This is a genomic window from Pedobacter chitinilyticus (assembly GCF_003313385.1).
Classification (GTDB): Bacteria; Bacteroidota; Bacteroidia; order Sphingobacteriales; family Sphingobacteriaceae; genus Pedobacter; species Pedobacter chitinilyticus.
Genome location: NZ_QMHN01000001.1, coordinates 1,255,922 through 1,281,264, shown reverse-complemented (window position 1 = coordinate 1,281,264; position 25,343 = coordinate 1,255,922). Strand labels below are relative to the sequence as shown.

17 protein-coding genes and 1 tRNA gene are annotated in these 25,343 nt (G+C 38.2%); 14 read left to right on the top strand and 4 right to left on the bottom strand.

Going from position 1 to position 25,343, the window contains the following annotated elements; translation table 11 throughout:
• Positions 1 to 35: 35 nt before the first annotated feature.
• A complete protein-coding gene (locus DUT70_RS05390; protein ID WP_113646234.1) occupies positions 36 to 683 on the bottom strand; it encodes a YceH family protein in 648 nt (215 codons plus the stop codon).
• Between the two features lie 134 nt (positions 684 to 817).
• Here DUT70_RS05390 and DUT70_RS05385 point away from each other — a divergent pair, with 134 nt between their 5' ends.
• From DUT70_RS05385 to DUT70_RS05335, 11 genes are all read left to right on the top strand, one after another.
• Positions 818 to 6,589 carry an alpha-2-macroglobulin family protein gene (locus DUT70_RS05385; RefSeq protein WP_113646233.1) on the top strand — a complete coding sequence of 1,924 codons (5,772 nt, stop codon included), beginning with the start codon at positions 818 to 820 and terminating at the stop codon, positions 6,587 to 6,589.
• Positions 6,590 to 6,807: 218 nt separating this feature from the next.
• Complete coding sequence (locus tag DUT70_RS05380; protein WP_113646232.1) at positions 6,808 to 8,322, top strand: tagaturonate reductase; 1,515 nt, start codon at positions 6,808 to 6,810, stop codon at positions 8,320 to 8,322.
• Positions 8,323 to 9,966, top strand: a complete 1,644-nt coding sequence (locus DUT70_RS05375; protein ID WP_113646231.1) for a UxaA family hydrolase — start codon at positions 8,323 to 8,325, stop codon at positions 9,964 to 9,966.
• A 69-nt stretch (positions 9,967 to 10,035) separates the two neighbouring features.
• Entirely contained in the window at positions 10,036 to 10,866 is an 831-nt protein-coding gene (kduI, locus tag DUT70_RS05370; RefSeq protein ID WP_113646230.1) for a 5-dehydro-4-deoxy-D-glucuronate isomerase, read from the top strand.
• Positions 10,867 to 10,976: 110 nt separating this feature from the next.
• Positions 10,977 to 11,792: an SDR family oxidoreductase gene (locus DUT70_RS05365; RefSeq protein ID WP_113646229.1), complete on the top strand. Its 816-nt coding sequence runs from the start codon at positions 10,977 to 10,979 to the stop codon at positions 11,790 to 11,792.
• Between the two features lie 82 nt (positions 11,793 to 11,874).
• A complete protein-coding gene (gene uxaC, locus DUT70_RS05360) occupies positions 11,875 to 13,275 on the top strand; it encodes a glucuronate isomerase (protein ID WP_113646228.1) in 1,401 nt (466 codons plus the stop codon).
• Positions 13,276 to 13,357: 82 nt separating this feature from the next.
• Entirely contained in the window at positions 13,358 to 14,371 is a 1,014-nt protein-coding gene (locus DUT70_RS05355; protein ID WP_113646227.1) for a sugar kinase, read from the top strand.
• Positions 14,364 to 15,029 (top strand): beta/alpha barrel domain-containing protein, encoded by a 666-nt coding sequence (locus tag DUT70_RS05350; RefSeq protein ID WP_113646226.1) that lies wholly within the window; start codon positions 14,364 to 14,366, stop codon positions 15,027 to 15,029. The genes DUT70_RS05355 and DUT70_RS05350 overlap by 8 nt, the downstream gene beginning before the upstream one ends.
• Before the next feature lie 63 nt (positions 15,030 to 15,092).
• Positions 15,093 to 16,532 carry an MFS transporter gene (locus DUT70_RS05345; RefSeq protein ID WP_113646225.1) on the top strand — a complete coding sequence of 480 codons (1,440 nt, stop codon included), beginning with the start codon at positions 15,093 to 15,095 and terminating at the stop codon, positions 16,530 to 16,532.
• Positions 16,533 to 16,621: 89 nt separating this feature from the next.
• Positions 16,622 to 18,241, top strand: coding sequence for an NADP-dependent glyceraldehyde-3-phosphate dehydrogenase (locus tag DUT70_RS05340; protein WP_113646224.1), 1,620 nt, complete (start codon positions 16,622 to 16,624; stop codon positions 18,239 to 18,241).
• Between the two features lie 356 nt (positions 18,242 to 18,597).
• A tRNA-Lys gene (locus tag DUT70_RS05335) sits at positions 18,598 to 18,670 on the top strand.
• A 168-nt stretch (positions 18,671 to 18,838) separates the two neighbouring features.
• Here DUT70_RS05335 and DUT70_RS05330 read toward each other — a convergent pair.
• A complete protein-coding gene (locus DUT70_RS05330; protein ID WP_128353300.1) occupies positions 18,839 to 19,162 on the bottom strand; it encodes a hypothetical protein in 324 nt (107 codons plus the stop codon).
• Between the two features lie 302 nt (positions 19,163 to 19,464).
• On the opposite strand from DUT70_RS05330, the gene DUT70_RS05325 reads away from it, so the two are divergent.
• Together DUT70_RS05325 and DUT70_RS05320 are read left to right on the top strand one after the other, a co-directional pair.
• Positions 19,465 to 20,268, top strand: coding sequence for a phospholipase D-like domain-containing protein (locus DUT70_RS05325; RefSeq protein ID WP_113646222.1), 804 nt, complete (start codon positions 19,465 to 19,467; stop codon positions 20,266 to 20,268).
• A gap of 33 nt (positions 20,269 to 20,301) precedes the next feature.
• On the top strand, positions 20,302 to 21,162 hold the full coding sequence (locus DUT70_RS05320) for a DUF4238 domain-containing protein (protein WP_113646221.1): 861 nt from the start codon (positions 20,302 to 20,304) through the stop codon (positions 21,160 to 21,162).
• Positions 21,163 to 21,245: 83 nt separating this feature from the next.
• Here the strand turns inward: DUT70_RS05320 and DUT70_RS05315 are convergent, their stop codons facing one another.
• Positions 21,246 to 22,328, bottom strand: coding sequence for a hypothetical protein (locus tag DUT70_RS05315; protein ID WP_113646220.1), 1,083 nt, complete (start codon positions 22,326 to 22,328; stop codon positions 21,246 to 21,248).
• A gap of 105 nt (positions 22,329 to 22,433) precedes the next feature.
• Positions 22,434 to 22,709 (bottom strand): helix-turn-helix domain-containing protein, encoded by a 276-nt coding sequence (locus DUT70_RS05310; protein ID WP_113646219.1) that lies wholly within the window; start codon positions 22,707 to 22,709, stop codon positions 22,434 to 22,436.
• 204 nt (positions 22,710 to 22,913) lie between these two features.
• Between DUT70_RS05310 and DUT70_RS05305 the strand changes: the two genes are divergently transcribed.
• The gene (locus DUT70_RS05305; RefSeq protein WP_113646218.1) at positions 22,914 to 24,878 is read left to right on the top strand and encodes a cytidine/deoxycytidylate deaminase family protein; all 1,965 of its coding nucleotides are present in this window, start codon (positions 22,914 to 22,916) and stop codon (positions 24,876 to 24,878) included.
• Positions 24,879 to 25,343 lie beyond the last annotated feature (465 nt).

Below are 25,343 nucleotides of genomic sequence, written 5' to 3'. Positions count from 1 at the left end.
CTAAGTACCAATAACTAGTTGCTAACCACTAACCCCTAATAAAGTTCCTTCATCAGCTTCTCAAAGTTTTCCTTAAGCTCTGCCAATTCAGTTTCTAACTTCGCTACCCTTTCTTCAAGTTGCGAATTTGATTTAGTTGGAGTTTCATCTGTGGTATAATCTTCTTCGTTAAATTCAACATCGCCAGTAAAAAGATGCATATAACGTTGCTCTTTTTGTCCAGGGCGTTTCGGCAATTGTTTAACATAACCTTCATTAGCAAGTTTTTCCAAAGTTTGTTGAACTTCTTCTAAGGTTTCAAACTCATATAAACGACCAGAGTTGGTATTGATTTCTCCAGGTGTTTGTGGTCCACGTAAAAACAATAGGCACATTACAGCCACTTCAGAAGGCAGTAAGGGATAAACAATGGCAAAATTGTGCTTGTATTTGATGTTGCGGATAGATCCTCCAGTAGCTGTAGAAGTTAGGCCAGCAATCTTTAAGGAGTTTAAAGCTGCACCAATCACTTCTTCATCATAATTAACTACGGGCTTTCTCGATGTTTTTTGGTTACATGCCGAAACCAAACCGTTCATCGTCATCGGGTAATAATCTGGAGTGGTTTTGGCCTTTTCCATTAAGGCACCTAAAACTCTAATTTGTTCGGCAGTAAGTACAGGTATTTTTATTTCGTTGTCCATGTTTCGTTAAATGTTAAAGGTGATAGCCCAAATATAGAAATTGTGCATTAATCGGCTACAGGTATTTGATAATATAAAACACCATCACTTTATGGAATATCAGTATAGAATGTATCTTTAAATAAACCATTTTTATGAAGATACATTTTACGCTTTTCACTTTGGCCTTATTGGCTTGTCTTAATGTAGTTGCACAGCAGAAATTATCCAACAGCAAAACTTCTGGAGGTTATACTTACATCTATCGGCTTACCGACAAGGAGATGTTGGATATTGCGCTGGAAGGTAAATACGCCATTAATGACAGTTATCTTCATACCAAAATAGACAGTTTTAAAATTGCTGCTAAATATCCACGCAAACTTCATTATGGAAATTATCTGTACGCAACTCCTGTTAAAAATAAGTGGGAATATGTACTAAAGGATCGTAAAAATGTAGAAATCGCTTTTGTGAATGATCAAAAGCATTTTCAGTTCTACGTGAAAGATTTGAAAGGAAATTTGATTAAAGATGCCGAGGTGCAAATAGGAAAAGGTAAAAAGGCAACTTACGATGAGGCAACGGGGTTGTATACGAGCAGCTATCAAAAAAAGGAGGACGTGATCAAGGTGAAGTATCAAGATGTAAGCAGTTTTTTCTCTTTTGAAATTGACGAACGATATAACTACAAAGAAGACTGGAGCTTAGCCAAACGCATCCTTTACAGTTCCCCAGTTCGCTATACTTGGATGCCCTTTAAAAACCTGTATAGGAAAATAAAATATTCAAATAAAAAACAGAAGCAATATAAAGGCTATATGGTTTTTAGCAAGCCTAAATACAAACCTCTGGATACCGTTCAGTTTAAAGCCTATGTGGTGGACAAAAGCGGTAAGGAAATTAAGCCTCAAGATTTAGACGTGGTTTTGTTTAAAGATTATCAAAGTAAAAAGACCTTAACCACACTTAAACCTTATCGTAACGGCGCTTATGAATACAGTTTTGTACTGGCCGATTCGCTCAATATGACCTTAGACAAAAGATATCAAGTTTGGTTGGTGGAGAAAGGCAAGGAAGCGAATGAGGGGGTAGTACTAAGTGATGGTTTTAACTACGAAGAGTATGAACTGAAAAGCATTGACTTTAACTTGAGGGCAAGCAAGTCTACTTTTGCTAAAAACGATTCTGTTATGCTTTTTATGAAAGCCACCGATGAAAATGAATTAGCAGTTCCTGATGGGAGAGTGAAGCTATCCGTAGTGACTTCTGATGTTAGAAAATACACCACTCAAGTTGTTTTTGTACCTGATACGCTTTGGACAAAGGAGATCAAATTGGAGCCTGTTGGAGAAACAAAATTGGTGATTCCTGCGCACGTATTTCCTAATGCTGAAATCAATTTTAGGGTGAATGCCCAGTTTTTAAATTCCAATAATGAGAGTAGGAATGCCAATGTGAGTTTGACTAGAGAAGATGTGGAAGCTGATTTAATTACAGTGAAGTTGGAGAAAGATAGCTTGGCTTTTTATAATGGTGAAGGCATAGCGTTTAACAAAGCTTTTCTACTCAAGTCATTTTCATTTAATGATGAACTTTTAGATTCGTTAACCATCAATACTCCCAAAATAAAAGCTGATTATAGGGCGGAGTATTATGAGCTACGTTATGCAGGTAAACAGCAAGATTATTATCTCGCTGACAATAAACCACAGCTTTCCATTGCTGCCCAACACACCAAAGATTCTGTAAGGATTCAAATCAATAATGAGCATAAGATTCCTTTTTGGTATATCGTGTTTTCGGGGAATGCCGTGAAATTTAAGGGATATGCTACAAAATTAGATACCCTGATAAAACATAGCAACGCAAAAGCAGTACACATTAGCATCAGTTATTTTTGGGATAATGAAGAAAGGACCCATCAAGCCAGCACCTTTTATAATCCAAATGAGCTAAATGTAAAATTCATTGCACCAGATATGGTGTATCCTGGTCAAAAGGTAAATATGTTGGTGAAGGTGACTGATGTTGATTCGAAACCCGTTGCTGATGTAGACGTTACCGCTTATGCACACACGACTAAATTTGGCGAAGTCAGACAGCCCAACCTACCAAGGTTTTCGAAAAGCTATTATAGTCGTAAACTAAAAGATATAGTAGAAGCAGATGAACTAACAGCTTCTGGTAATTTTAAACTATTGTGGGCTAAATGGGCAAAATCGCTCCGATTGGATACGGTAGAGTACTACAGGTTTACTAACCACAACGATTTATACATCACTACCGAAAATGCTAAAAACAACATTACTCAATTTGCTCCCTTTGTCATTAACGATGGGCAGATTGAACCCGTAAATGTGGTGTATGTTGATGATATCCCTGTCTTTTTTGATAAGGCAGATCAACTAACTTCCTACGCATTTGAAATTACTCCTGGTAAGCATAAAATTGGACTTAGAACGGTCAACAAAAAAGTTGTTTTAAAAGAGGTGGAGATGATAGCGGGTAAAAAGACCATCTTCAGCGTTTCCTCGCAGTCAAATAATGCAAATACCATGGTTTCTGACGAAAAGAATGTGCTTAGTGATCAGGAGGCACAACGGTTGGATAGGTACATGATGAGGATCACGAACTTTAATAAGCCTTATGAAAAGTTGTTGATGGGCTACGATAGCACTACCGTACTTTTAAATGCCCCACAAAAAAATGTTGGCGCCGAGTTTTTAGTAGGTCCTTTTAAAGATAACCTGTTAATGTACAAAACGGAAGATTTTTCACATCAATTCATTCGCGAATCGGGTTACACCTATACCTTTTTCCCTGGTTTGATCAAACAGAAATCATTCCAAGGCCCTTTTGCCTTTGATCGAACCCTTTCCTCAACACCTAAATTGGGTAACGACAGCTATTTGCAACACGTGATCAACAAGATAGAAATTGACAGCATTTGGAACGATTATTTGGACTTAAGAAGTTACACCACGGCACTTTTTCAAAATGAGCAGCCAAGAGATGAACATATAGGAAGATTACGTTTTAAGTTAGCTGATAGTTTAATCAAATCCCCTTACTTGAAAAATATCGTGATTTATCAACCAGAAAGACCAAGTTTCATGCACATTTACCAAGGAAATTCACAGTGGGAAATACGCTTGGAAGAGGGTACTTATAAAATCATGTTCCTATTGAAAGACAATTCTTATTACTTGGTTGAAAACGTAAAAGTTAAACCTAATGGCGTTAATTATTACGAATGGTCTTTACTCAAGGCTAAAAAAGCGGATCAAAAAAGTGTAGAGCTTGATAAATATATCAAGTCGCTCAAACGCAGTAACAATAAGATCGATTCTAAAGTGTTAGAAGTCGTTAATGATGAATATATAGATTATACGCTTTTCAAGAACCTCGTTACGGGAAGAGTCTTGGCAAAAAGCGATAAGTCACCCTTGCCAGGCGTTATGATAAAAATAGTGGGTGTAAAAGAGGGGGTGTTTACCAATGCCAATGGGTATTTTAAAATAGATGCGCCTGAAAAAGGAAAAATAAGCTTTATGTCTATCGGTTTTAATACGGTAGAAAAAGAGATCAAATCAGGGAATTTAGGGGATGTTTACTTAGAAGAAAGCACTAGTTCTCTTCAAGAAGTTGTGATAACAGGATATGGAACCATGATGAGAAAGGAAATGACAGGTTCGGTCTCCAGTATAAGCTTTGAGAGTGCTTTGGCTGGAAAAGTAGCAGGGGTGTCTTTAGGTGGAAGCGATAAAATTATGATTAGAGGTGCTGCATCTATCAATGCAAATGAACAACCTTTGGTAATTATTGATGGGGTGCCATTTTCGGGCGATATGGCAAGTTTAAATAAAGATGACTTGGCGGATATTACCGTCCTTAAAGATGCCAGTGCAGTAGCTATTTACGGTGCTCGAGCCGCTAATGGTGTACTCATCATTAAAACCAAAAAAGGCAATAGTGCCATGAACGAAGCTGGAGAATTGGTGACACAGCAACAAACCATGCGCACTAATTTTTCTGATGTTGGTTTTTGGAAACCTAAATTGAATACCGATAATGATGGCAATGCCACCTTCGTCGTGAAATTCCCAGATGATATTACCAGTTGGAATGCTAAGGTAATTGCTATGAACGGGAAGAAACAGTCGGGAACTACTACCGCCAAAATAAAGTCTTTTAAATCACTGAGCGCCAATTTAACTGCTCCTCAATTTGCTATTAAAGGCGATAGCATTAACATTATAGGCAAGCTGATGAACTATTCGCCGATAGCCGAAAAAGTGGTCAGGAAAATGAGCTATAACCAACAATCACTATTGAATAGTACAGTGACCATTAAAAACTCTCTGATCGATACTATTCCAGTAAAGGCAATAGCCGAAAAAGATAGCTTGCACTTCGAGTACACACTTACGCAAGACAATGGCTATTTTGATGGTGAGATCAGAAAAATCCCTGTATTTGAAAAAGGCATAAAGGAAACCAAAGGTTATTTCAATGCGCTGCACAGCGATACCACCATTCATTACAATTTTGATAAACGCTTGGGCAAGGTGATGGTGAGGGCAGAAGCATCAGTATTTCCTGTACTTTTAGATGAAATGGAGCACTTATACCGTTACGAGTATTTGTGCAATGAACAAATGGCTTCTAAACTTAAAGCGCTTCTTCTTCAGAAACAATTAAAAAGCTATTTAAAACAAGACTTTAAGTATGAGAAAGAAATCAAAAATCTCATTAGAAAGTTAAATGCTACCCAAAAAAATCAAGGAACTTGGGGTTGGTGGCAAGATGGTGACGAAGAGATATGGATCAGTTTACATGTAATAGAGGCATTACTGTTATCCGAAAAAGATGGCTATCAGGTGAAACTGAATAAAGATAAAATCTACAACTATCTGCGCAGGCAATTAGTCGATCAGCAAGACTACAGTAAATTAAAAGTAGTGGAGTTGATACAGCTGTTAAACAATAAAGAAGTCACCAAAGATTGGTTAAAAGCCATCGAGAAAAGTAAAACCTTATACTTCGTCCCAACCTTGTACGACAAATTGAGCTTAATGTATTTGAAACAAATAGCGGGAATGAAGGTAAACATCGATAGCTTATTGAAAATCAAAAAGAACACCATGTTTGGCAACAGCTATTGGGGAGAAAACAAGGCGGGCTTTTGGGATAATCACATCCAGAATACATTGCTGGCTTATAAGATATTGAAAGCTTCCGGTGGCAATCAGCAGGAGCAGCAAAAAATCGTTAACTATTTCTTGGAGCAAAGAAGAGATGGGAAATGGCGGAACACCTACGAGTCTTCATTGATATTGGAAATGATTGTACCAGAGTTATTGAAAAGAAAAACAGATCAAAAACCAACAGAACTGGTGTTGAACGGCAACGTGGTAAAGCAATTCCCTTATCAACAGGAACTAGACAAGAACGATCAGCTATCACTTCAAAAGAAAGGGGAGATGCCTATCTACTTCGCCGCCTATCAGCAGTTCCAAAACATCAATCCAACAAAAGTAGATAAAGAGTTTGTGGTGCGTACTTCCATTTCCCAGAAAGGAAAAGTTAATCAAATATTAAAAGCGGGAGAAGTTGCCACGTTAAAAATTGAAGTGGATGTAAAAGCAGATGCAGATTATGTGATGATAGAAGTGCCAATTCCAGCAGGATGCTCTTATGAAAACAAAACGAAGGGATATTGGGGATTAGAAACGCATCGAGAATACTTCAAGGAAAAAACGTCCATCTTCTGTACCAAACTAAAACAAGGGAAATATACTTTCGAAATATCCTTAATGCCTCGTTACAATGGGCAATACACTTTAAATCCAGCCAAAGCAGAAATGATGTATTTTCCAGTGTTTTTTGGGCGTGAGGACATGAAAAGTATTCGCATCAATTAATCTTAGTTGCCTATGGCAGATAAAAAATAACGGATATACTAACATAAAATCTAAGAACTCAAACGCCCTACGTTCTCGGGAACGATTGCGCAAATATTTGCGTTAAAATCGGGATTTTACTAGCATAAATTATGTAGAATTGTTTCGACCAAATGCTAGTAAAGGTACTTTATGTCTCTTTATTGGCCTAAACAATTTGAATAGCAGTATATAGAGAGATGATTTTATCAAAAGATAATCTGAAATTGATAGCCACTGAAAATGTGGTAGTGCCAAGCCCGCAAATCTTTGATTTACCAGAGAAGGTTTTGCAGTTTGGGACTGGGGTGTTGTTGCGAGGCTTGCCAGATTACTTTATTGATAAAGCGAACCGTGAGGGCATTTTCAATGGTCGCATTGCGGTAGTTAAATCAACAGGTGCAAATACCACTGAATTTGATCATCAAGATGCTTTGTATACCCTTTGCGTACGTGGCATTGAAAACGGAAATCCTGTTTCAGAAAACATCATTTCATCAGCCATAAGCAGAGTTATTGCGGCTGAAAAAGATTGGCAGTTGATTTTAGAGATTGCCAAGTCCGAAGATTTACAAATCGTTATTTCTAATACTACCGAAGTAGGGATACAATACGTGGAGGAAAATATTCAGTTGAATCCTCCGAGCTCATTCCCAGCAAAATTATTAGCGGTACTTTACGAGCGTTATCAAGCTTTTAATGGTCAGCCAGATAAAGGATTGGTGATGGTAGCTACCGAGCTTATTCCAGATAATGGGAAAAAATTAGGTGAAATTGTGCTTAAGTTAGCGCGTTATAATCAGCTGGAAGCCAGCTTTATGGCTTGGTTGGTGCAAGCTAATCACTTCTGTAATTCTTTGGTAGATAGAATTGTGCCCGGAAAACCAGATGCAGAAACCTATCAAGTATTGCAAGAAGAACTAGGCTATGAAGATACGTTACTCTCCATGACCGAACCTTACCGTTTGTGGGCAATTGAAGGTGGTAAACACGTTACAGAGGTGCTTTCTTTCGCTACGGTAGACCAAGGAGTAATCATTGCCGAAGACATTGAAATATACAGGGAGCTAAAGGTACGTTTACTCAATGGTACGCACACCCTAAGCTCAGGCATTGCCTTTTTATTAGGAATTGATACGGTTAAAAATGCCATGAGCCAAGAGTTGATGACGAGCTATATCGAAACCTTAATGGCCAATGAGATAGCGCCTGCAATTCCTTATAAAGTGGACAAAAAGCAAACGGATGCCTTTGCCAATAGTGTTAAAGACCGTTTTGCAAATCCATCCATTGAACATTTGTGGACCAGCATTGCATTTCAGTACAGTATGAAGATGAAAATCAGAATACTGCCATTGTTACTGAATTACTATAAAATATTTAACCAAGTTCCAACGCATATTGCCCTAGGCTTTGCCGCTTACTTGGCCTTTTCTCGTGCGCAGAGAAAGGAGAACAATCTATATTTTGGTTTGGATAATGGTGCGAGTTATCGGTTAAACGATGACTCTGCACCTTATTTATTTGAAAAATACAACCAAAATCAAGAAACCTTTGTAGAGGAGGTTTTAACAGATCAAACTTTTTGGGGAGCAAACTTGAGCCAATTATCAGATTTTGTGCCAACTGTGAAAGCACAATACCAGGCGATATTAGACGAGGGGATAGAAGCCGTGTTGACCAAGCAAATGTCGGCGCAGCTTAAAGCAATATAAATGAAACAACAAGTATTAAAAGTACATCCAAAAGACAACGTTTTGGTAGCCCTTACCAATTTAAAGGCTGGCCAGATTGTTGGTTATAGAGGTGCCAATTACCAATTGGTAGATGACGTGGATGCCAAGCATAAATTCTATACACAGGATATGCAAACTGGCGATGAAGTGTATATGTATGGTACTTTGGTAGGCAAAATTCAATTTCCGGTAAAACTGGGCACCAGAATGACCACCGATAACCTTAAACACGCTGCTGCACCTTATGAGTTCAGACCATATCACTACGAGTGGCAGGCACCAGATGTTTCAAAATTTGAAGGCAGAACATTTAATGGTTACCACCGTTCAGATGGTAAAGTGGGCACTGCTAACTACTGGTTGTTTATTCCAACTGTTTTTTGCGAAAACAGAAACTTGGATGTCATTAAAGAAGCTTTGCACAATGAATTGGGTTATGCGGTAACCGCAAAATATAAAAACTACACCCGTCATTTAGTAGAAGCCTATCAAAATGGTACGGCTATTTCATCATTAGAAGCGCCGCTTACCTTTGGAGAAGCAACACACAACAGACTTTTCAAAAACATTGACGGCATTAAATTTTTAAACCACCAAGGTGGCTGTGGCGGAATCAGACAAGATGCAGCAGTATTGAGTAAGCTTTTGGCTGCTTACGCTGACCATCCCAATGTGGCAGGTGTAACCGTGTTGAGCTTGGGATGTCAAAACTTGCAACTCAGTGATTTTGCTGCCGATTTAAAAGAACGCAATCCGAATTTTGATAAGCCACTTTTCATTTTCGAGCAACAGCAATCGCAAAGCGAAGAAAACATGATTGCACTAGCCATCAAAAAAACTTTTGAAGGTTTAGTGGAAGCCAATAAAATAGAAAGAAAGCCAGCTCCTTTAAGCAAAATGAATTTAGGTGTGAAATGTGGTGGTAGCGATGGTTTCAGCGGTATTTCTGCTAATCCAGCCGTAGGCTACTGTGCCGATTTGCTGGTAGCTTTGGGCGGAACCGTATTGTTGGCCGAGTTTCCAGAATTATGCGGTGCTGAACAGAACATGATTGACAGGACCATGGAAGAAGCTTCGGCCAGAAAGTTCATGAAACTGATGGGGGCTTACAGCGAAGCAGCTGAAAATGCAGGTTCTGGTTTTCACATGAATCCATCGCCAGGAAACATTAAAGACGGTTTAATTACCGATGCCATTAAAAGTAATGGTGCAGCCAAAAAAGGTGGAACATCACCTATTGTGGATGTACTTGATTATACAGAACCTTCTACCAAACCAGGTCTAAACTTAGTTTGTACACCAGGTAATGATGTAGAAGCGACTACAGGAAAGGCCGCAAGTGGTGCTACCCTGATTTTATTTACAACGGGATTGGGAACACCAACAGGAAATCCCGTTTGTCCAGTAATTAAAGTAGCTACCAATAATGCCTTAACCCAACGTATGGGCGATATTATTGACATCAATACGGGACCAGTGATAGAAGGAGAGAGAACCATTGAAGAAATGGGCGAAGACATTTTGGAGTATTGCATTAAAGCTGCCAGCGGCGAAGTAATTCCCAAAGCAGTATTACTTAACCAAGATGATTTCATCCCTTGGAAAAGAGGGGTATCTTTATAGCCAAAACCATCTGTCATTAAACATGAGGACCAAACCAAAACCTCTAATGATGGAACAAAATATAGAACAATGAAACAAATACAAGCAGTACACTCAGAAGATTTCAAGAGTTACGACACCGAAAAAATCAGAGAAAGATTTTTGTTGGACGACTTGAAAGCGACAGACAAAGCGAATTTTGTCTACTCACACTACGACAGGATGATTACTGGATTAATTACACCAGTAAACAGTGTGGTAGATTTAGGTAACTATGATATTTTACGTGCGGAGTACTTTTTAGAAAGAAGAGAATTAGGCGTAATTAACGTAGGTGGCCAAGGAACAATTGTTGCCGATGGAACAAGCTATGATTTAGCTAAAAAAGATTGCCTATATTTAGGTAAAGGTGTTAAGGAAGTGAAATTTAGCAGTAAAGATAGCAGCAATCCTGCTGTTTTTTATGCGCTTTCAGCACCTGCGCACACCAGCTATCCAACTACTTTTGCTAGCCATGCGGATGTTTTTTCTGCAGATTTAGGTGCAGTAGAGACGGCTAATCAACGTACAATTTCACGTTATATTCATAAAGATGGGATTCAAAGCTGTCAATTGGTGATGGGCTTAACTTCCTTATCAACGGGCTCTATTTGGAACACTATTCCGCCGCATACCCACGACAGAAGAATGGAAGTTTACTTCTATTTTGATGTAGAACCAGATCAAAGGGTGATCCATTTCATGGGACAGCCTCAACAAACTCGTCACATTGTAATGGCTAATCACGAAGCAGTTTTATCACCTTCATGGAGCATTCACTCTGGAGCAGGTACCAAAAACTACAGCTTCATTTGGGGCATGGCAGGTGAGAATTTGGACTATGCTGATATGGACACATTTGCAGTAGGAGAATTGAGATAGATATTAACCTATTTCGTCATTGCGAGGAACGAAGCAATCTTAAGACGAAATATAGCAGAGACTTACGAAGTTTTCAAAACTTCGTAAGTCTTGATAAATAAAAACATAAAATGGAACAATCATTTTCATTAAAAGATAAAGTAATCGTTGTAACAGGCGGTACAGGAATATTAGGCCTTTCTTTCATCAACGCCATTGTTGAAGCAGGAGGCACTGTAGGTATTTTAGGCAGAAACGAAAAAGTAGCCAACGAACGTGCAGACGAAATCAATAAAAATGGTGGTAAAGCCATCGCTTTAATCGCTGATGCCATGAACGAAGAACAGCTGATTGCTGCTCGCGAGAAAGTGCTGGCTGCTTATGGTAAAATTGACGGTTTGGTAAACGCTGCAGGGGGTAACATGCCTGATGGCGTATTACAACCAGACGAAAACATTTTTGAAATGAAAATGGACGGCATGAAAACCGTGCTAGACTTAAACCTCTGGGGAACCTTAATTCCTACGCAAGTTTTTGGTAAAGCCATTGCCGAAACAGGAAAAGGAAGTATCGTGAATATTTCTTCGATGAACTCAAAAAGAGCCATTACCAAAGTATTAGGCTACAATATGGGCAAAGCTGCTGTAGATTGCTACACCCAATGGTTCGCCGTTGAATTGGCTAACCGTTATGGCGATAAAATCAGAATGAATGCTTTGGCACCAGGCTTCTTTTTAACAGAACAAAACCGCAATTTATTAACGACGCCTGATGGTGGCTACACCCCAAGAGGTGGTGCGGTAATCAATCAAACACCTTTCAAACGTTTTGGTAACCCTGATGAATTAAAAGGTGCATTGGTTTGGTTGCTAAGCGACGCTTCTCAATTTGTAACAGGCGCCATGATTTGTGTAGACGGCGGCTTCTCTGTTTTTGGAGGAGTATAAGTAGGTGATGAGTTTTGAGTTACGAGCTCAAAACTAATGAATCAATGACTAATGAACTAATAAACAAATAAAAAAAGTATAAGTGAAACAGTTTTTAGACGAGAATTTTTTATTGCAGACGGAAACCGCAAAAACTTTGTATCATCAATATGCAAAGCAAATGCCCATTATTGATTACCACAATCACTTAATTCCTGAACAAATAGCAGAAGATAAACAGTTCGAGAATATTACCCAAGTTTGGTTATATGGCGACCACTATAAATGGCGAGCCATGCGTACTTTCGGCATCGATGAATACTACATCACTGGAGGCGCTTCCGATTGGGAAAAATTCGAAAAGTGGGCAGAAACCGTTCCTTATACTTTAAGAAATCCATTATACCATTGGACACATTTGGAGCTTCAGCGTTATTTTGATGTCTATGATTTGCTTTCGCCAGCAACGGCCAAGAAAATTTGGGACGAATGTAATGCAAAGCTGCAAACCAAGGAGTATAGCGTTTTAGGTTTATTGAAAAAGATGAACGTGAAAACCCTGTGTACTACTGATGATCCTTTGGATAACTTGGAGTTTCACCAACAAATTAAATCCAGTGGTGTTGATTTAGTGGTTTTGCCAGCTTTCAGACCTGATAAGGCTATGAATGCTGATGATACGGTGGCATTGAACCAGTACATTGATAAATTAGCAAGCATTGTTGAGAAGCCGATTGCGAACTATCAGGAGTATTTGGCGGCATTAAAATCTCGTCATGATTTCTTTGTCGAAAATGGTGCTTCAGTGTCTGACCATGGCTTAGAGCAAATTTATGCCGAAGACTATACCGAAGAAGAAGTTGCCCAAATCTTCCTTAAAATAAGAAATGGCGAAAGCATCACGGCAGAAGAAAACTTAAAGTTCAAATCGGCAATGCTATTTACTTTTGCCATTTGGGATCATGAGAGAGGTTGGGTGCAACAATATCACCTCGGCGCTATCCGCAATAACAACGATCGTTTATTGGCTAGTTTAGGGCCTGATACTGGTTTCGATTCTATTGGTGATTTTTCACAAGGTAGACAATTGGCTAGATTTTTAAATAAGTTAGATGCAAATAACCAATTGGCCAAAACCATTTTGTATAACTTAAACCCAGCAGATAACGAGCTAATGGCGACCATGATTGGTAATTATCAAGATGGTACCGTAGCAGGTAAAGTGCAATGGGGCTCTGGTTGGTGGTTTTTAGATCAGAAAGATGGCATGATCAAGCAAATCAATACCTTATCAAATATGGGCCTGTTGAGCCAATTTGTGGGCATGTTAACCGATTCACGAAGTTTCCTATCTTTTCCACGTCACGAATATTTCCGTCGTATCTTATGCGATCTGTTCGGTACTGATATGGAAAACGGTGAAATTCCGAATGATATAAAATTGGTTAGCCAATTAGTGGAAAATATTTGTTATCACAATGCAAAAGCCTATTTTAGCTTTTAATTGAAGAAATCATGATCAAATTCGTTCGAGAACTCACCGCGATCATGATATTTTACACCGTTAAAAACAAATTACTAGCTAAATGAAAGTTTTAAGTTTTGGGGAATTACTGCTGCGCATTTGTCCTGATGTGGATGGACAATGGCTTGCGGATAATGAACTACCTTTTTATGTTGGTGGCGCAGAATTGAACGTGGCCACCGCATTGGCGCTTTGGGAAGTCCCATCGGCGTATTTTTCGGCATTGCCAGATAATTTCATGTCCGAGCAAATCCTCCACTACGTGAACAAGTGCAACATCGATTCGTCGAGAATGCAATTGAGTGGCGAACGCTTAGGACTGTATTACTTGCCAAAAGGGAAAGACCTCAAAAACGCAGGTGTCATTTACGATAGGGCACATTCCTCTTTCGCTAGTATTCAACCCAATACTTTAAACTGGGACGAGATTTTTAAGGACGTGTCTTGGTTCCATTTTAGCACCATTTGTCCAGCCTTAAATCAAGATGCGGCAGATATTTGCTTAGAAGCAGTTAAAGCGGCTGATGAACGAGGAATCACCATTTCTATCGACTTAAATTACCGAGCTAAACTTTGGAAATACGGTAAAGAGCCTATTGACATTGTGCCAGAATTGGCAAAATATGCTGATTTAATTATGGGGAACATTTGGGCGGCAGAAAGAATGTTAGGCATTATTTTGCCAGTTGACATTGTAGCCATTGATACCAAAGAAAACTATCTTAAACAGGCGGAAATCACTTCTAAGGAGATCATCGCTAAGTTTCCAAAATGCAAGCACGTAGCCAACACTTTTAGGTTTGATTATAAAGCAGGCATCAGGTATTACACTACGTTGTTTACCAGCGGCCAATTGTATGTATCTAAAGAATATCTTTCGGAACAAATTTTAGACCGTGTGGGTAGTGGCGACTGCTACATGGGTGGCTTAATTTATGGTTTTTACAACCAACATGAGCCACAGCAGATTTTAGAATTTGCCACCGCCGCCGCTTACAACAAACTGTACATTCCTAGCGATTGTACCACTGCAACCGTTCAAGACGTTCACCAAACCATTGCCCAACATGACTAAGAATAAAGAAACCGCTATACAAGCCATTCAACAACAAGGATTATTACCCTTATTTTATTATGAAGATGCCCAAATCAGTTTAGAGATTATTAGGGCTCTCTATAAAGGTGGCGTACGTGTTTTTGAATATACCAACAGAGGAGAAGCCGCTTTAAGCAATTTCAAATTCATTAAGGAAGCTTTAAAAACCGAGATGCAGGATTTGTTTTTGGGCATTGGTACTATCAAGACAGCAGCACAGGCACAAGATTTTATCAGTGCAGGTGCCGATTTTATCGTTTGTCCAATTGTAAACCCTGAAGTGGCAAAAGTTACGCACGAAGCAGGTTTGCTTTGGATACCAGGGTGTATGACCCCAACAGAGATCAATTTGGCACAACAAAACCAAGCAGGGATCATCAAATTATTTCCCGCAAATGTGTTAGGCCCTGATTTCCTTTCGTCCATCAGAGAACTTTTCCAAGGCCAGCTATTTGTACCAACAGGCGGAGTAGAAATTGAAGAAAATAACATCTCCAACTGGTTTAAAGCAGGCGTGTGTGCCGTGGGCATGGGCAGTAAATTAGTGAGCAAATCAATCATCGAAAAACGCGATTACGAAACCTTACAATCATTAACCATCAAAACCTTTGAAATCATTAATAAAGTGAGAGCGTAAGTTTTCAGTTACCAGTTTTCACTTTACAGTTAACCAAATTATACAATTAACCAAATAACCAAAATGAACCAAATTAAACCAAGTAGCTACCGATGGACCATTTGTGCGCTGTTGTTTTTTGCAACAACCATCAATTACCTCGATAGACAGGTATTATCATTAACATGGAAGGACTTTATTAGTCCCGAATTCCATTGGACTAACAACGACTACGGAAATATTACCGCCTTGTTTTCCATATTTTATGCCATAAGTATGTTGTTGGCAGGTAGGTTTGTCGATTGGATGGATACCAAAAAAGGTTTTCTTTGGGCCATTGGTATCTGGTCAATAGGAGCGGTTTTACACGCTTTTTGCGGTATTGCCACTTCGGGAATCATTACTGGTAATTGGTTTGTAGGGTTTGAAGGTGCCAAGCACGCCATCGAAACCGTTAACGATGTAGGTTTAATCATCAACGTAAGTGTAACCCTATTCATCTTCGCCCGTTTTGTACTGGCAGTAGGAGAGGCGGGTAACTTTCCAGCCGCCATTAAAGCTACGGCAGAGTATTTCCCGAAGAAAGATAGGGCTTTGGCCACCAGTATTTTTAATGCAGGCGCAACCATTGGAGCCCTTTGCGCACCCCTTACCATTCCTGTAATTGCCAAATATTATGGTTGGGAAATGTCTTTCATCATTATTGGCGCATTAGGTTTTGTGTGGATGGGATTTTGGGTATTTTTATACAAGAAGCCTGAGACCAATACCAAAGTTAATGCCCAGGAGCTTGCTTATATCAATCAGGATGAAGAATTACAGGTGCAAGTTGAGGCTTTGCCTACAGACAATCAAAAAGTATCTTTTGCTAAATGTTTCAGCTACAAACAGACTTGGGCATTTGTGTTTGGTAAATTCATGACCGATGGTGTATGGTGGTTTTATCTATTTTGGATGCCAGCGTACTTATCAGAAGTTTATCACATCAAATCATCAGATACCGAAGGGCAGTTGGCCATTTTCGTTTTGTACGCCATCACCTTGTTATCGATCTTTGGTGGTTGGTTGCCTAGCTATTTTGTTGACAAGAAAAAGATGAACCCATACGAAGGTAGAATGAAAGCCATGTTGATTTTTGCTTTCTTTCCACTTTTGGCGCTGTTAACACAACCATTGGGATATATTTCTTACTGGGTTCCAGTAGTGTTAATTGGAATTGCTGGTGCTGCCCATCAGTCATGGTCGGCTAATATCTTCTCTACCATTGGCGACAGCTTCCCTAAAAAAGCCATTGCTACCGTAACTGGTATTGGTGGTTTGGCTGGCGGTGTAGGTTCAACCTTCATCAATAAATTTTCAGGCTGGCTATTTGATCATGCCGAACAAACGCAAATGAAATTCATGGGTTTTCAAGGGATAGAAGCAGGTTATTTTATCATCTTCTCTTTTTGTGCAGTTGCTTATTTAATTGCTTGGGTAGTGATGAAATCCCTAGTGCCTAAAATGAAAATCATTCAACTTTAAATCAATATATCCTCTCCTTAAACACGAGGGGATATATTATTAAGTATAAAATCTAGTAAATCTATAAACTAAGTAAAAATAAAACAACCATGTCCCTAAACCTAGAAAATCTGTTTCCCGCCGAAGCAGATGTTCCTGCCGAGTATGCACTCGAAGGACCTTTAGACCAACGTAGCTATCTCTCTAACGGAGATATGTTGACTTGGTCGGGAGATGTACACACCGTACTGTCTCCAATTTGTATCAAAACCGCAAAAGGCTTGGAACGAAAGCTGATCGGTACTTATCCACTTTGTGGCGAGAAAGAGGCGCAAATCGCTTTAGATGCAGCCGTTCATGCCTATAATAACGGAAGAGGCGAGTGGCCTACCATGAGCGTAGCACAACGCATTGAATGCGTAGAGAAGTTCACCCGTGATATTATGGAGAAGAAGCAGGAAGTGGTGAAACTGATCATGTGGGAAATAGGGAAGACTTATGGCGACTCGGTAAAAGAATTCGACAGAACCATCGAATATATCAACGCGACCATTGATGCTTTAAAAGACATTGACCGTAAATCGGCAGGGTTTACCATTGAACAAGGCATTGTGGCGCAAATCCGTCGTTCACCTTTGGGCGTAGTGCTTTGCATGGGACCATTTAATTATCCTTTAAATGAAACCTTCACTACATTAATCCCTGCTTTAATTATGGGGAATACCATTTTATTTAAACCACCTAAACACGGTACCTTGTTGTTTTACCCTTTGTTAAAAGCGTTTAGGGACAATTTTCCTAAAGGTGTGGTGAACACCATTTATGGTAGGGGCAATAAAATCATTCCTGGTTTAATGGAGTCGGGTAAAATTAATGTGCTGACGCTTATTGGCTCCAGCAAAGTGGCCAACGAACTTAAAAAGATGCACCCTAAAGTAAACCGCTTACGTGCTATTTTAGGTTTAGATGCCAAAAATGCGGCCATCATTACAGCCAATGCCGATTTAAACCTGGCAGTAAAAGAAACGGTATTGGGTGCTTTGTCCTTTAATGGTCAGCGCTGTACCGCTTTAAAAATCATTTTTGTACATAAAAAGCATGTCGATCAGTTTGTGAAAGAGCTGTCGGCCGAGATTGCCAAACTTAAATTCGGTATGCCTTGGCAAGATGGCGTGTCGCTAACGCCACTGCCCGAACCGCAAAAGCCAGCTTATTTGCAGGAGTTGATTGATGATGCGGTAACTAAGGGAGCCCAGGTGATTAATGAAAATGGGGGACAAACGAAAGAGTCCTTCGTATATCCTGCGGTGGTTTATCCAGTCACCAAAGAAATGAAGCTTTACACCGAGGAACAATTTGGTCCTGTCATTCCAGTAGTGACTTTTGATGACATTGAAGAGCCGATTAATTACCTGATTGAATCTACCCACGGACAGCAGGTGAGTATTTTCAGTAATGCCAATGAAGAGGTAGCCGCTTTAATTGATCCAATCGTAAACCAAGTGAGTAGGGTAAACATCAATTGCCAATGTCAGCGAGGACCAGATGTGTTTCCGTTTACGGGGAGAAAAGACAGTGCCGAAGGAACACTTTCGGTGGTGGATGCACTGAGAGCTTTCTCTATCCGTTCGCTAGTGGCTACCAAATTAAATGATAATAATAAACAACTTTTGAACGAAATTATCGACGGGCATAGCTCTAATTTCCTCAGCACAAAGTACCTGTTTTAGGATTAAACAGGCTATAAACACGGTTATTGTAACAAACATGTGTCAATTGAAATATTATTTAATTTTTTTTGAGAAATATTATAGAATTCAAAAAAATGTTTTTACATTTGGGCTTACCCTTTCGGGGGTATGTTTTTCATAGGTAGATGTAGGGTCAGGAACTAGTTTCTTGGCCCTTTTTTTTTTGACCTCATTTTTTTGTCTTTTTTCTATGGAAAAATGCCTCGTTTAAACCCAATATCCCATTTGGTTTTTCGACTGTTTCTTGGCCCCAAAAAATATTTAATACTTTTTTAATATTTTATTTGAAGCATTAATTAATATTTCTATATTTGCACCTCCTTAGAACGAAGGAAGATTCCGTAGCTCAGCTGGTAGAGCATTACACTTTTAATGTAGTGGTCCTGGGTTCGAATCCCAGCGGGATCACAGACAAAGCCTCAACGAAAGTTGAGGCTTTTGTCGTTTAAGCGGGATTCGAACAGAAGGGTTGGCTGGGTTCGATTTGGAAAAGGCTCAAGGTCGAGTTTGGGAAATGCGGGACTGAACCAATCCCCGTGGGATCACAGATAGCCTTTCAACGAAGGCCATATTTATTTAAACAGCCTCCAAATCGTTAAAAAGCGATATTTCAATATAAGCGAGACTAACCAGGCGTGTCACCTGGTTGATGTTGAGACCGATGCGCCAGAGTTCTTCTCTTCTCGCAGATAGCGATTCCATTGGGGCGTTCATCGTTATGTCCTTGTACGTGCAGTTGATCTTTTCCCTTGTGATGAGCTTTCGGGCAAGTTCACCGATGCTTTGGCAGGTGCTGTTTTCAAGTAGGCTTTCCAATTTTTGGTAGGTCTCTTTATTTACCCTTGTCCTAATGGGATGGATCAGTTTGTTGCTATCCTTATTGGCTGCTTTTATGCTCATATAGGTACATCTGAAGAAGTTCAGGCAGGCACGAGTTCCGAGTGCCTGCTCCGACCGTAAGGGCGGCAAGATGTTTTTGTCCTGTGGACAAAAATACATCTTGCCAAACACTCGGGTGTTTGCACTTGGCCCATAGAACAGTCGTGCTGAACTTGGATTTTTACATAGTTATCGGAAGCAAAAATGAGCTGTGTTTTTGGAAGTGTTTGACAAGGTGTCTGTAACCTCACCAAATAATGCACGATATTCCTTACTGATCAACAGATTGGTTAACTTTGTATAACCACCAATAAATTAAGCAAGTGAAACTCTCAGATTTAACTATCGAAAGCATCATTGAATTCGTTTCAGGAGACAATGGCTACACACCATACTTGAGCGGAACAAATATTCTAAAACTGTTCAATCATATCGGATACAAAGATGTATATAAATGGGGCGATGGCGGTATGCCTAACAGCCTTAGCAGAAATGCATATGTAAGAGAAAAACTCTATGAAATAAACGGTACTAAGCAAATGGTCTTATTAGCCGAACTAGTGTTCGACCCTAGACATTTTGCCATGGATGGAAAAAAAGATTTAAAACAAGCAGTTGAGAATTTTAATCCATTAATACTCCAGGATGGCTACCGTTTAGAAGATACCGATGGAAGATATAAGGTCATCGGGGCCGACTTTCCAGACGCCATAGAGGTAGAAGTACACTTTGAGGATATACAGACCCAAATCATCGAACAAATTCGATCAGCTAAATTTACGATATGGATAGCAGTGGCTTGGTTTACCGACAGGGAATTGATGAAGGAACTGGTTTCAAAGGCTAGAGAAGGTGTAAATGTAAGGCTAGTTATTCTTGACGACGATATAAATAGCAAGTACGGCTTTCCATACGAAAAATTTTTCGAGACAAAAAGGGTTCAAAAAACTGGACAATATGAAAATATAATGCATCACAAATTTTGTATTGTAGATTTCAGGACTGTTGTACATGGATCATATAATTGGACTGTTAAAGCAAAGTGGAATAAAGAAACTGTTAGTGTTGAAAACAGCAGGGATTTGGCAGAAAAATATGCTAATGAATTTATGCAACTCATAAAGTGAAATCAGTTTTTTAACCCATTCGAACCGATAAGTATGCATCCAGAATATCAGAATCAGCATCGAGTTTCCCAAGTATATCTAAAACAATTTGGACATATCGTTGATGGGGAATGGAAAGTATCAGTATATCGGCTTGGAAATAAAATGACGGAAAATTTGCGAATATCCGAGTTTACCGCAGATTTTAACATTTTTGATGCACCATATGGCGATATTGAATTCAGACGTAATTTTGAAACACAATGCGGCAAGGTAGAAAATTTTTATTTGACCATAATCTCCAACCTACAAAACCAAAAACAGCTTACTTGGAAAAACGTTGACGTACTATGTCATTTCTTGGCTAGTTTGCTAACTAGATCAATACCTTTTACTAATTTCATTCAAATGATTTTAAGGGATGAGGAAGCTTGTAAAAGATTTGTTGATGAAATCTGTATGTTTAATGAGAACAAAGATATTTTGGAGGAAACCCTAAAAATTGTCCCTATAGATTTGCAACTAAATACCATCCTTGGAACAATTACTGCGTATTTGGCCGAAGTATTTGGGTATTTTAAATTCTTGGTAATCGAAAAGCCGGGTGATATTCAATGGATGACAACCGATAATCCAGTAGTGATTGACAGGAAGAATAATTTCGAAGCACTCATACCGATTGAAGCTGAGATTTACCTTCCTCTCTCTGGCGAATATTGTCTGTTTGTCTTTCACGAAAGTGCAGAAGATAAAAGCAATCCTTTTCGCTTATTGAAGGAAAATAGAGTTAACAGCATTAAAGCCGAGCACTTTGAAGACCTACAAAAGAGGATTAGTTGGAATTTATCCAAATATTTGGTTATGCCTATTTATTTAGAAGATAGTGAAATTGAAGTTCCAAAGATTAATCCTTAAACTGCAAAGACACCCTAAACCAAAGATTTGTTGAAAATAGCTTACGGTCGTATATCTAAGTTGACGATAACATAACATCAGCTTTAGATGCCAAATTTCTCGACATAGCTATCACTCAATCCTAAGCTCGTGATAAGATCAAATGATGGCAAAAAAGTAATTGCTCTTTTTGCAAATGGATTTTTATAATAGTAGATTTTACCATTTGAAAGCCCTGACACGGTAAAACCAGTAATTAAAACGGCGGAAACACGCGTGTTTTTTGGGTTTTCTTCAGTGCCGAAAAAACCATCGAAACCATTTTCATAAATCTGGTTATTCAATCCAAACAACGCAACTTTGACATCATCTTCATCAAGAAAAGAACTTGGGTAATTAAGACAGATCAAAAATGGCTTATCCAATTCACCGTAACGTTTTGCTTTTTGCAATAAAGCATCTCTTATAGCTGCTTCATCTCCTCCAATCTTTGAATATGCTCCATAACTACCAATTGCTCTGCCTGTATTTCCACGAAGATGTGTTGCCTTAGGTATTAGTTTGAGATCGATATAGACACTTTCGTCCTCATAATTAAGATGTGGCATACCACCATAGCCTCCATTTTCCATGAGTATCCTAAAAGGATCTGGTTCGATAGTGCTTATAATCTTATCAAAATGACTAATAATTTTTTTACCACTAGGCTGACTTCCATTCTTAAATATGATTTTTTGAATAGATAGCAAAAAATTAGTGCTGTCGATACGGTTAAGGGAGTCAAGCAAAGTATTTTTTTGCTTAGCAAGCAAACGTTCTGCATCTGAAAACATCCTCATCTCTTTAATTTCCACATAAAAGTCCTCACTGTCTTTTACGACCAAAAAATCAGGGTGCTTTGTCGTAGTCAGTAACTTTGGATGAATAGTTAAATCAAAGCCGAGATTTTTAAAATAAGCGTGCATTCCCAATTCGTAAAACGCAGGCTGAAAATCAGATTTAAGTCGTTGTCTAATTTCGAATTTTTCAGAATCTGGATAAATGCTATACCAGCCTTCCATGACTTCTCTTATCGGGTCTACATCATTTCGGGCAGTATTGTTAAAATAATCGAATGAATTTTCATTCCCAAACGCTGGGCGTGTCTCAGTCCGTATTTTTATATCGAAAAGTACCTGATTAGTCATCACGCTAATCTACAGAAATTCTTTAATGGAATTAGCCAATTGCCTATATATAGTTGTTTCCTTACAGTTCTATAGAACAAAACAATCTGTAGACACGTTCAAACCTCATTTATTCTTTTTTCCGTCAATGAGCGCTGCCACATCATCATATTTGTAAAACATCAATCCGCCAACTTTGCTAAATTTAAGTGTGCCCGAATCACGAAGACTTTGTAAAGTTCCTGGCGAGATGCTTAATAGCTTACGTACTTCATAACTTTTTAGCCATTCTTTTTGCTCACTGTTTTTGTGCAGTTTTTGTCCAGGTCTTCTCAGTTCGGAGAAAAGCTCCTGTTTGAACTTATCTAAATCTTCTTTGGTTATAAATTCTATAGTTGCCATAATTATCCTTTTAAGTTATCAGACAAATCTGCCAAGTGAAAGCCTTAACTATGGACAACTCACTAGTAACCTTGTCAAAAAAAATAGATAATTTCTAAAAAACTAAAGATAAAATTCAAAATAATTAGTGAATCATCATACAATTATGCAATGACCTTTTTTCAATAAAATTTTGTAGCATTGGGAAAACTTAACGTACTTAATATGAAACTTACAGAATTTTATTCACTAAGAAATGATTTCACAATCATTGGATTAACCGGCAGGTTAGGATCTGGATGCAGTCAGATTGCAGGAAGTCTAAAAGATGAGAAATTCATTAAATCACAAACACCTAAAATAATAGACAGTAAGAGTTCGCTTGAAGATCTAAAACATAAAATATCATTTGATTTTTTAGCCTACGACGGAAATTGGGTTCCATTTCAGGTTATAAATTACAAAAATATCTTACTACTACATCTTTTATTTGAATGTATTAAGGGGGAAAGAATAGAGGATTGGATTTTTGATATAACCGATACTCTGACACAGAATGGAAAAAGTATAAATCCCCAAACTAAAAACCGCTTTGACAAAAAAGAGGATAGTAATTTTATTGATAATGAGTTTACATCTTTTTTGAGATCAAATCAAGATTATCTGATGGGCTTTAGGGCGAAATTTAATTTTGAAAAATCTTTGTCAGAAAATCTCCAAAATAAGTCAATGGTTTATCAGCTTTACTTTGAGGGCGTTTTTATTAAGTTTTGTGATGATTTTTATCAAGTATTAAATAGCTATAACATGATTAAACGCACAAGATTTACTCATGATATAGCTTTATACTTGAGAGCAAATGGAACTGTTAAAAAAAAGGAACTAAATCTTGAGCTGAAACACATCAATACCATTGCAAATACAATAAACAGAATTGTTAAAGCGTGGCGTAAAGAAACTAAAAAACCAACTAGATTTGTTATTGATTCGTTGAAAAATTCTTTGGAAATAATGTATTTCAAAGAGAAGTTTTCGGCATTCTACATGGTAGCAAGTAATAAAACCGAGGCTGATCGTTTACAAAGCATAAAGGATGCCAATCGTAAATATGGTCATAATGATCCAGAAGATAATATTGCATTAACCTTTTTAGATGATGAAGAATTTAAAACAAATGATTTTAAGGCAGGCAAGTTTTATAGTCCAGATATCGAGCATTGCATACAAAAGTGTGATTATCATATATTTATAGAGGGAGAGATAAAAGAAACGGAGAAGAAATATGTTTCATTTGAAGATCAATTAATTAAACTAGTCGCACTAATCAAAAAGCCAGGTCTAGTTACACCTTCAATAAACGAACACTTTATGCAGGTTGCTTACAATTCAAAATCAAATTCTGGTTGCATATCTCGCCAAGTCGGTGCTGTAGTTACTGATGAACAATATTCCATAAAAGCCATAGGATGGAATGATGTTCCAGAGAATCAAGTCCCTTGTGGCTTAAGAGATTTAGGTCATCTAATCAATGGCGAGAACTCATTTATGTTTTCGAAATTTGAAAAATCAGGCAGTAATTATGATGATGGCGTAAGTTTCAAACTTAAAGCAGAAAAGGAGTATCAAAACGCCAATGTTATTCATTTGGACGGCAGAATATGCAATTTTTGTTTCCGAGACTTTCATAATGCTTTTGAGGGCGAGAAAAATCAGGTGCATACTCGTTCTTTACATGCTGAAGAAAATGCAATGATGCAAATTACCAAATTTGGAGGTGTTGGCATAAAAGGAGGAAAATTGTTTACAACAGCTAGCCCTTGTGAATTATGTTCAAAGAAGGCTTACCAATTAGGTATAAAGGAAATTTTCTATATAGACCCTTATCCAGGAATTGCAACTACCCACACATTGAAAAATGGTACGGATGAAGAACTCAATCCAGAATTAATTATGTTTCAAGGTGCTGTAGGGAGAGGTTTTAACAAATTATATGAGCCATTTATTTCTCAAAAAGATGAAATTGCAATTCTTACTGGACTGAAACCAAAAGCTAAAATACAAGATAAGCTCAAGACCTTAACAAAAAATCCATCTTTGCAAGAAAAAATTGCTAAAAATTTCGAGGGAAAATCTGCCTCAGAGCAACAGGAACTCTTTGATAAATATCTTAACAGTATCCTTGAAAAATAAACTGAAATATTTGAAGGAATATCTGAGCATATCTCCAAAAACTATGTTTTCGAGAAGATACGCTAATTCGTATTTCTTGCAATTTTGACTGTGTTTTTTTATATTTGAGTTACAAATTGTTCTTTAAAGTTAGTCAAATCGTTTCGAAATAACTGGTGCCCAATTTAGTGCCCAATTTGAAATGACAACTAACTATTATTTATAACTTGCTCATTTAGTACCGTTTGGATTATTAAGTTATTATCCCAGCGGGATCACAGACAAAGCCTCAACGAAAGTTGAGGCTTTTTTGTTTCATAAGCTATTGGGTATTCCTTATCTTTAATACTATATATTTCTTACAACGTTCGCCTACAAAAAAACATCATACTGAATAATTTCATTAACAAACGCTAAAATGCAAATGATGCAGGTAAATGAAACATCCCGACGTGAGGCCTTGCAAAAAATAGGTTTATTCGCAGC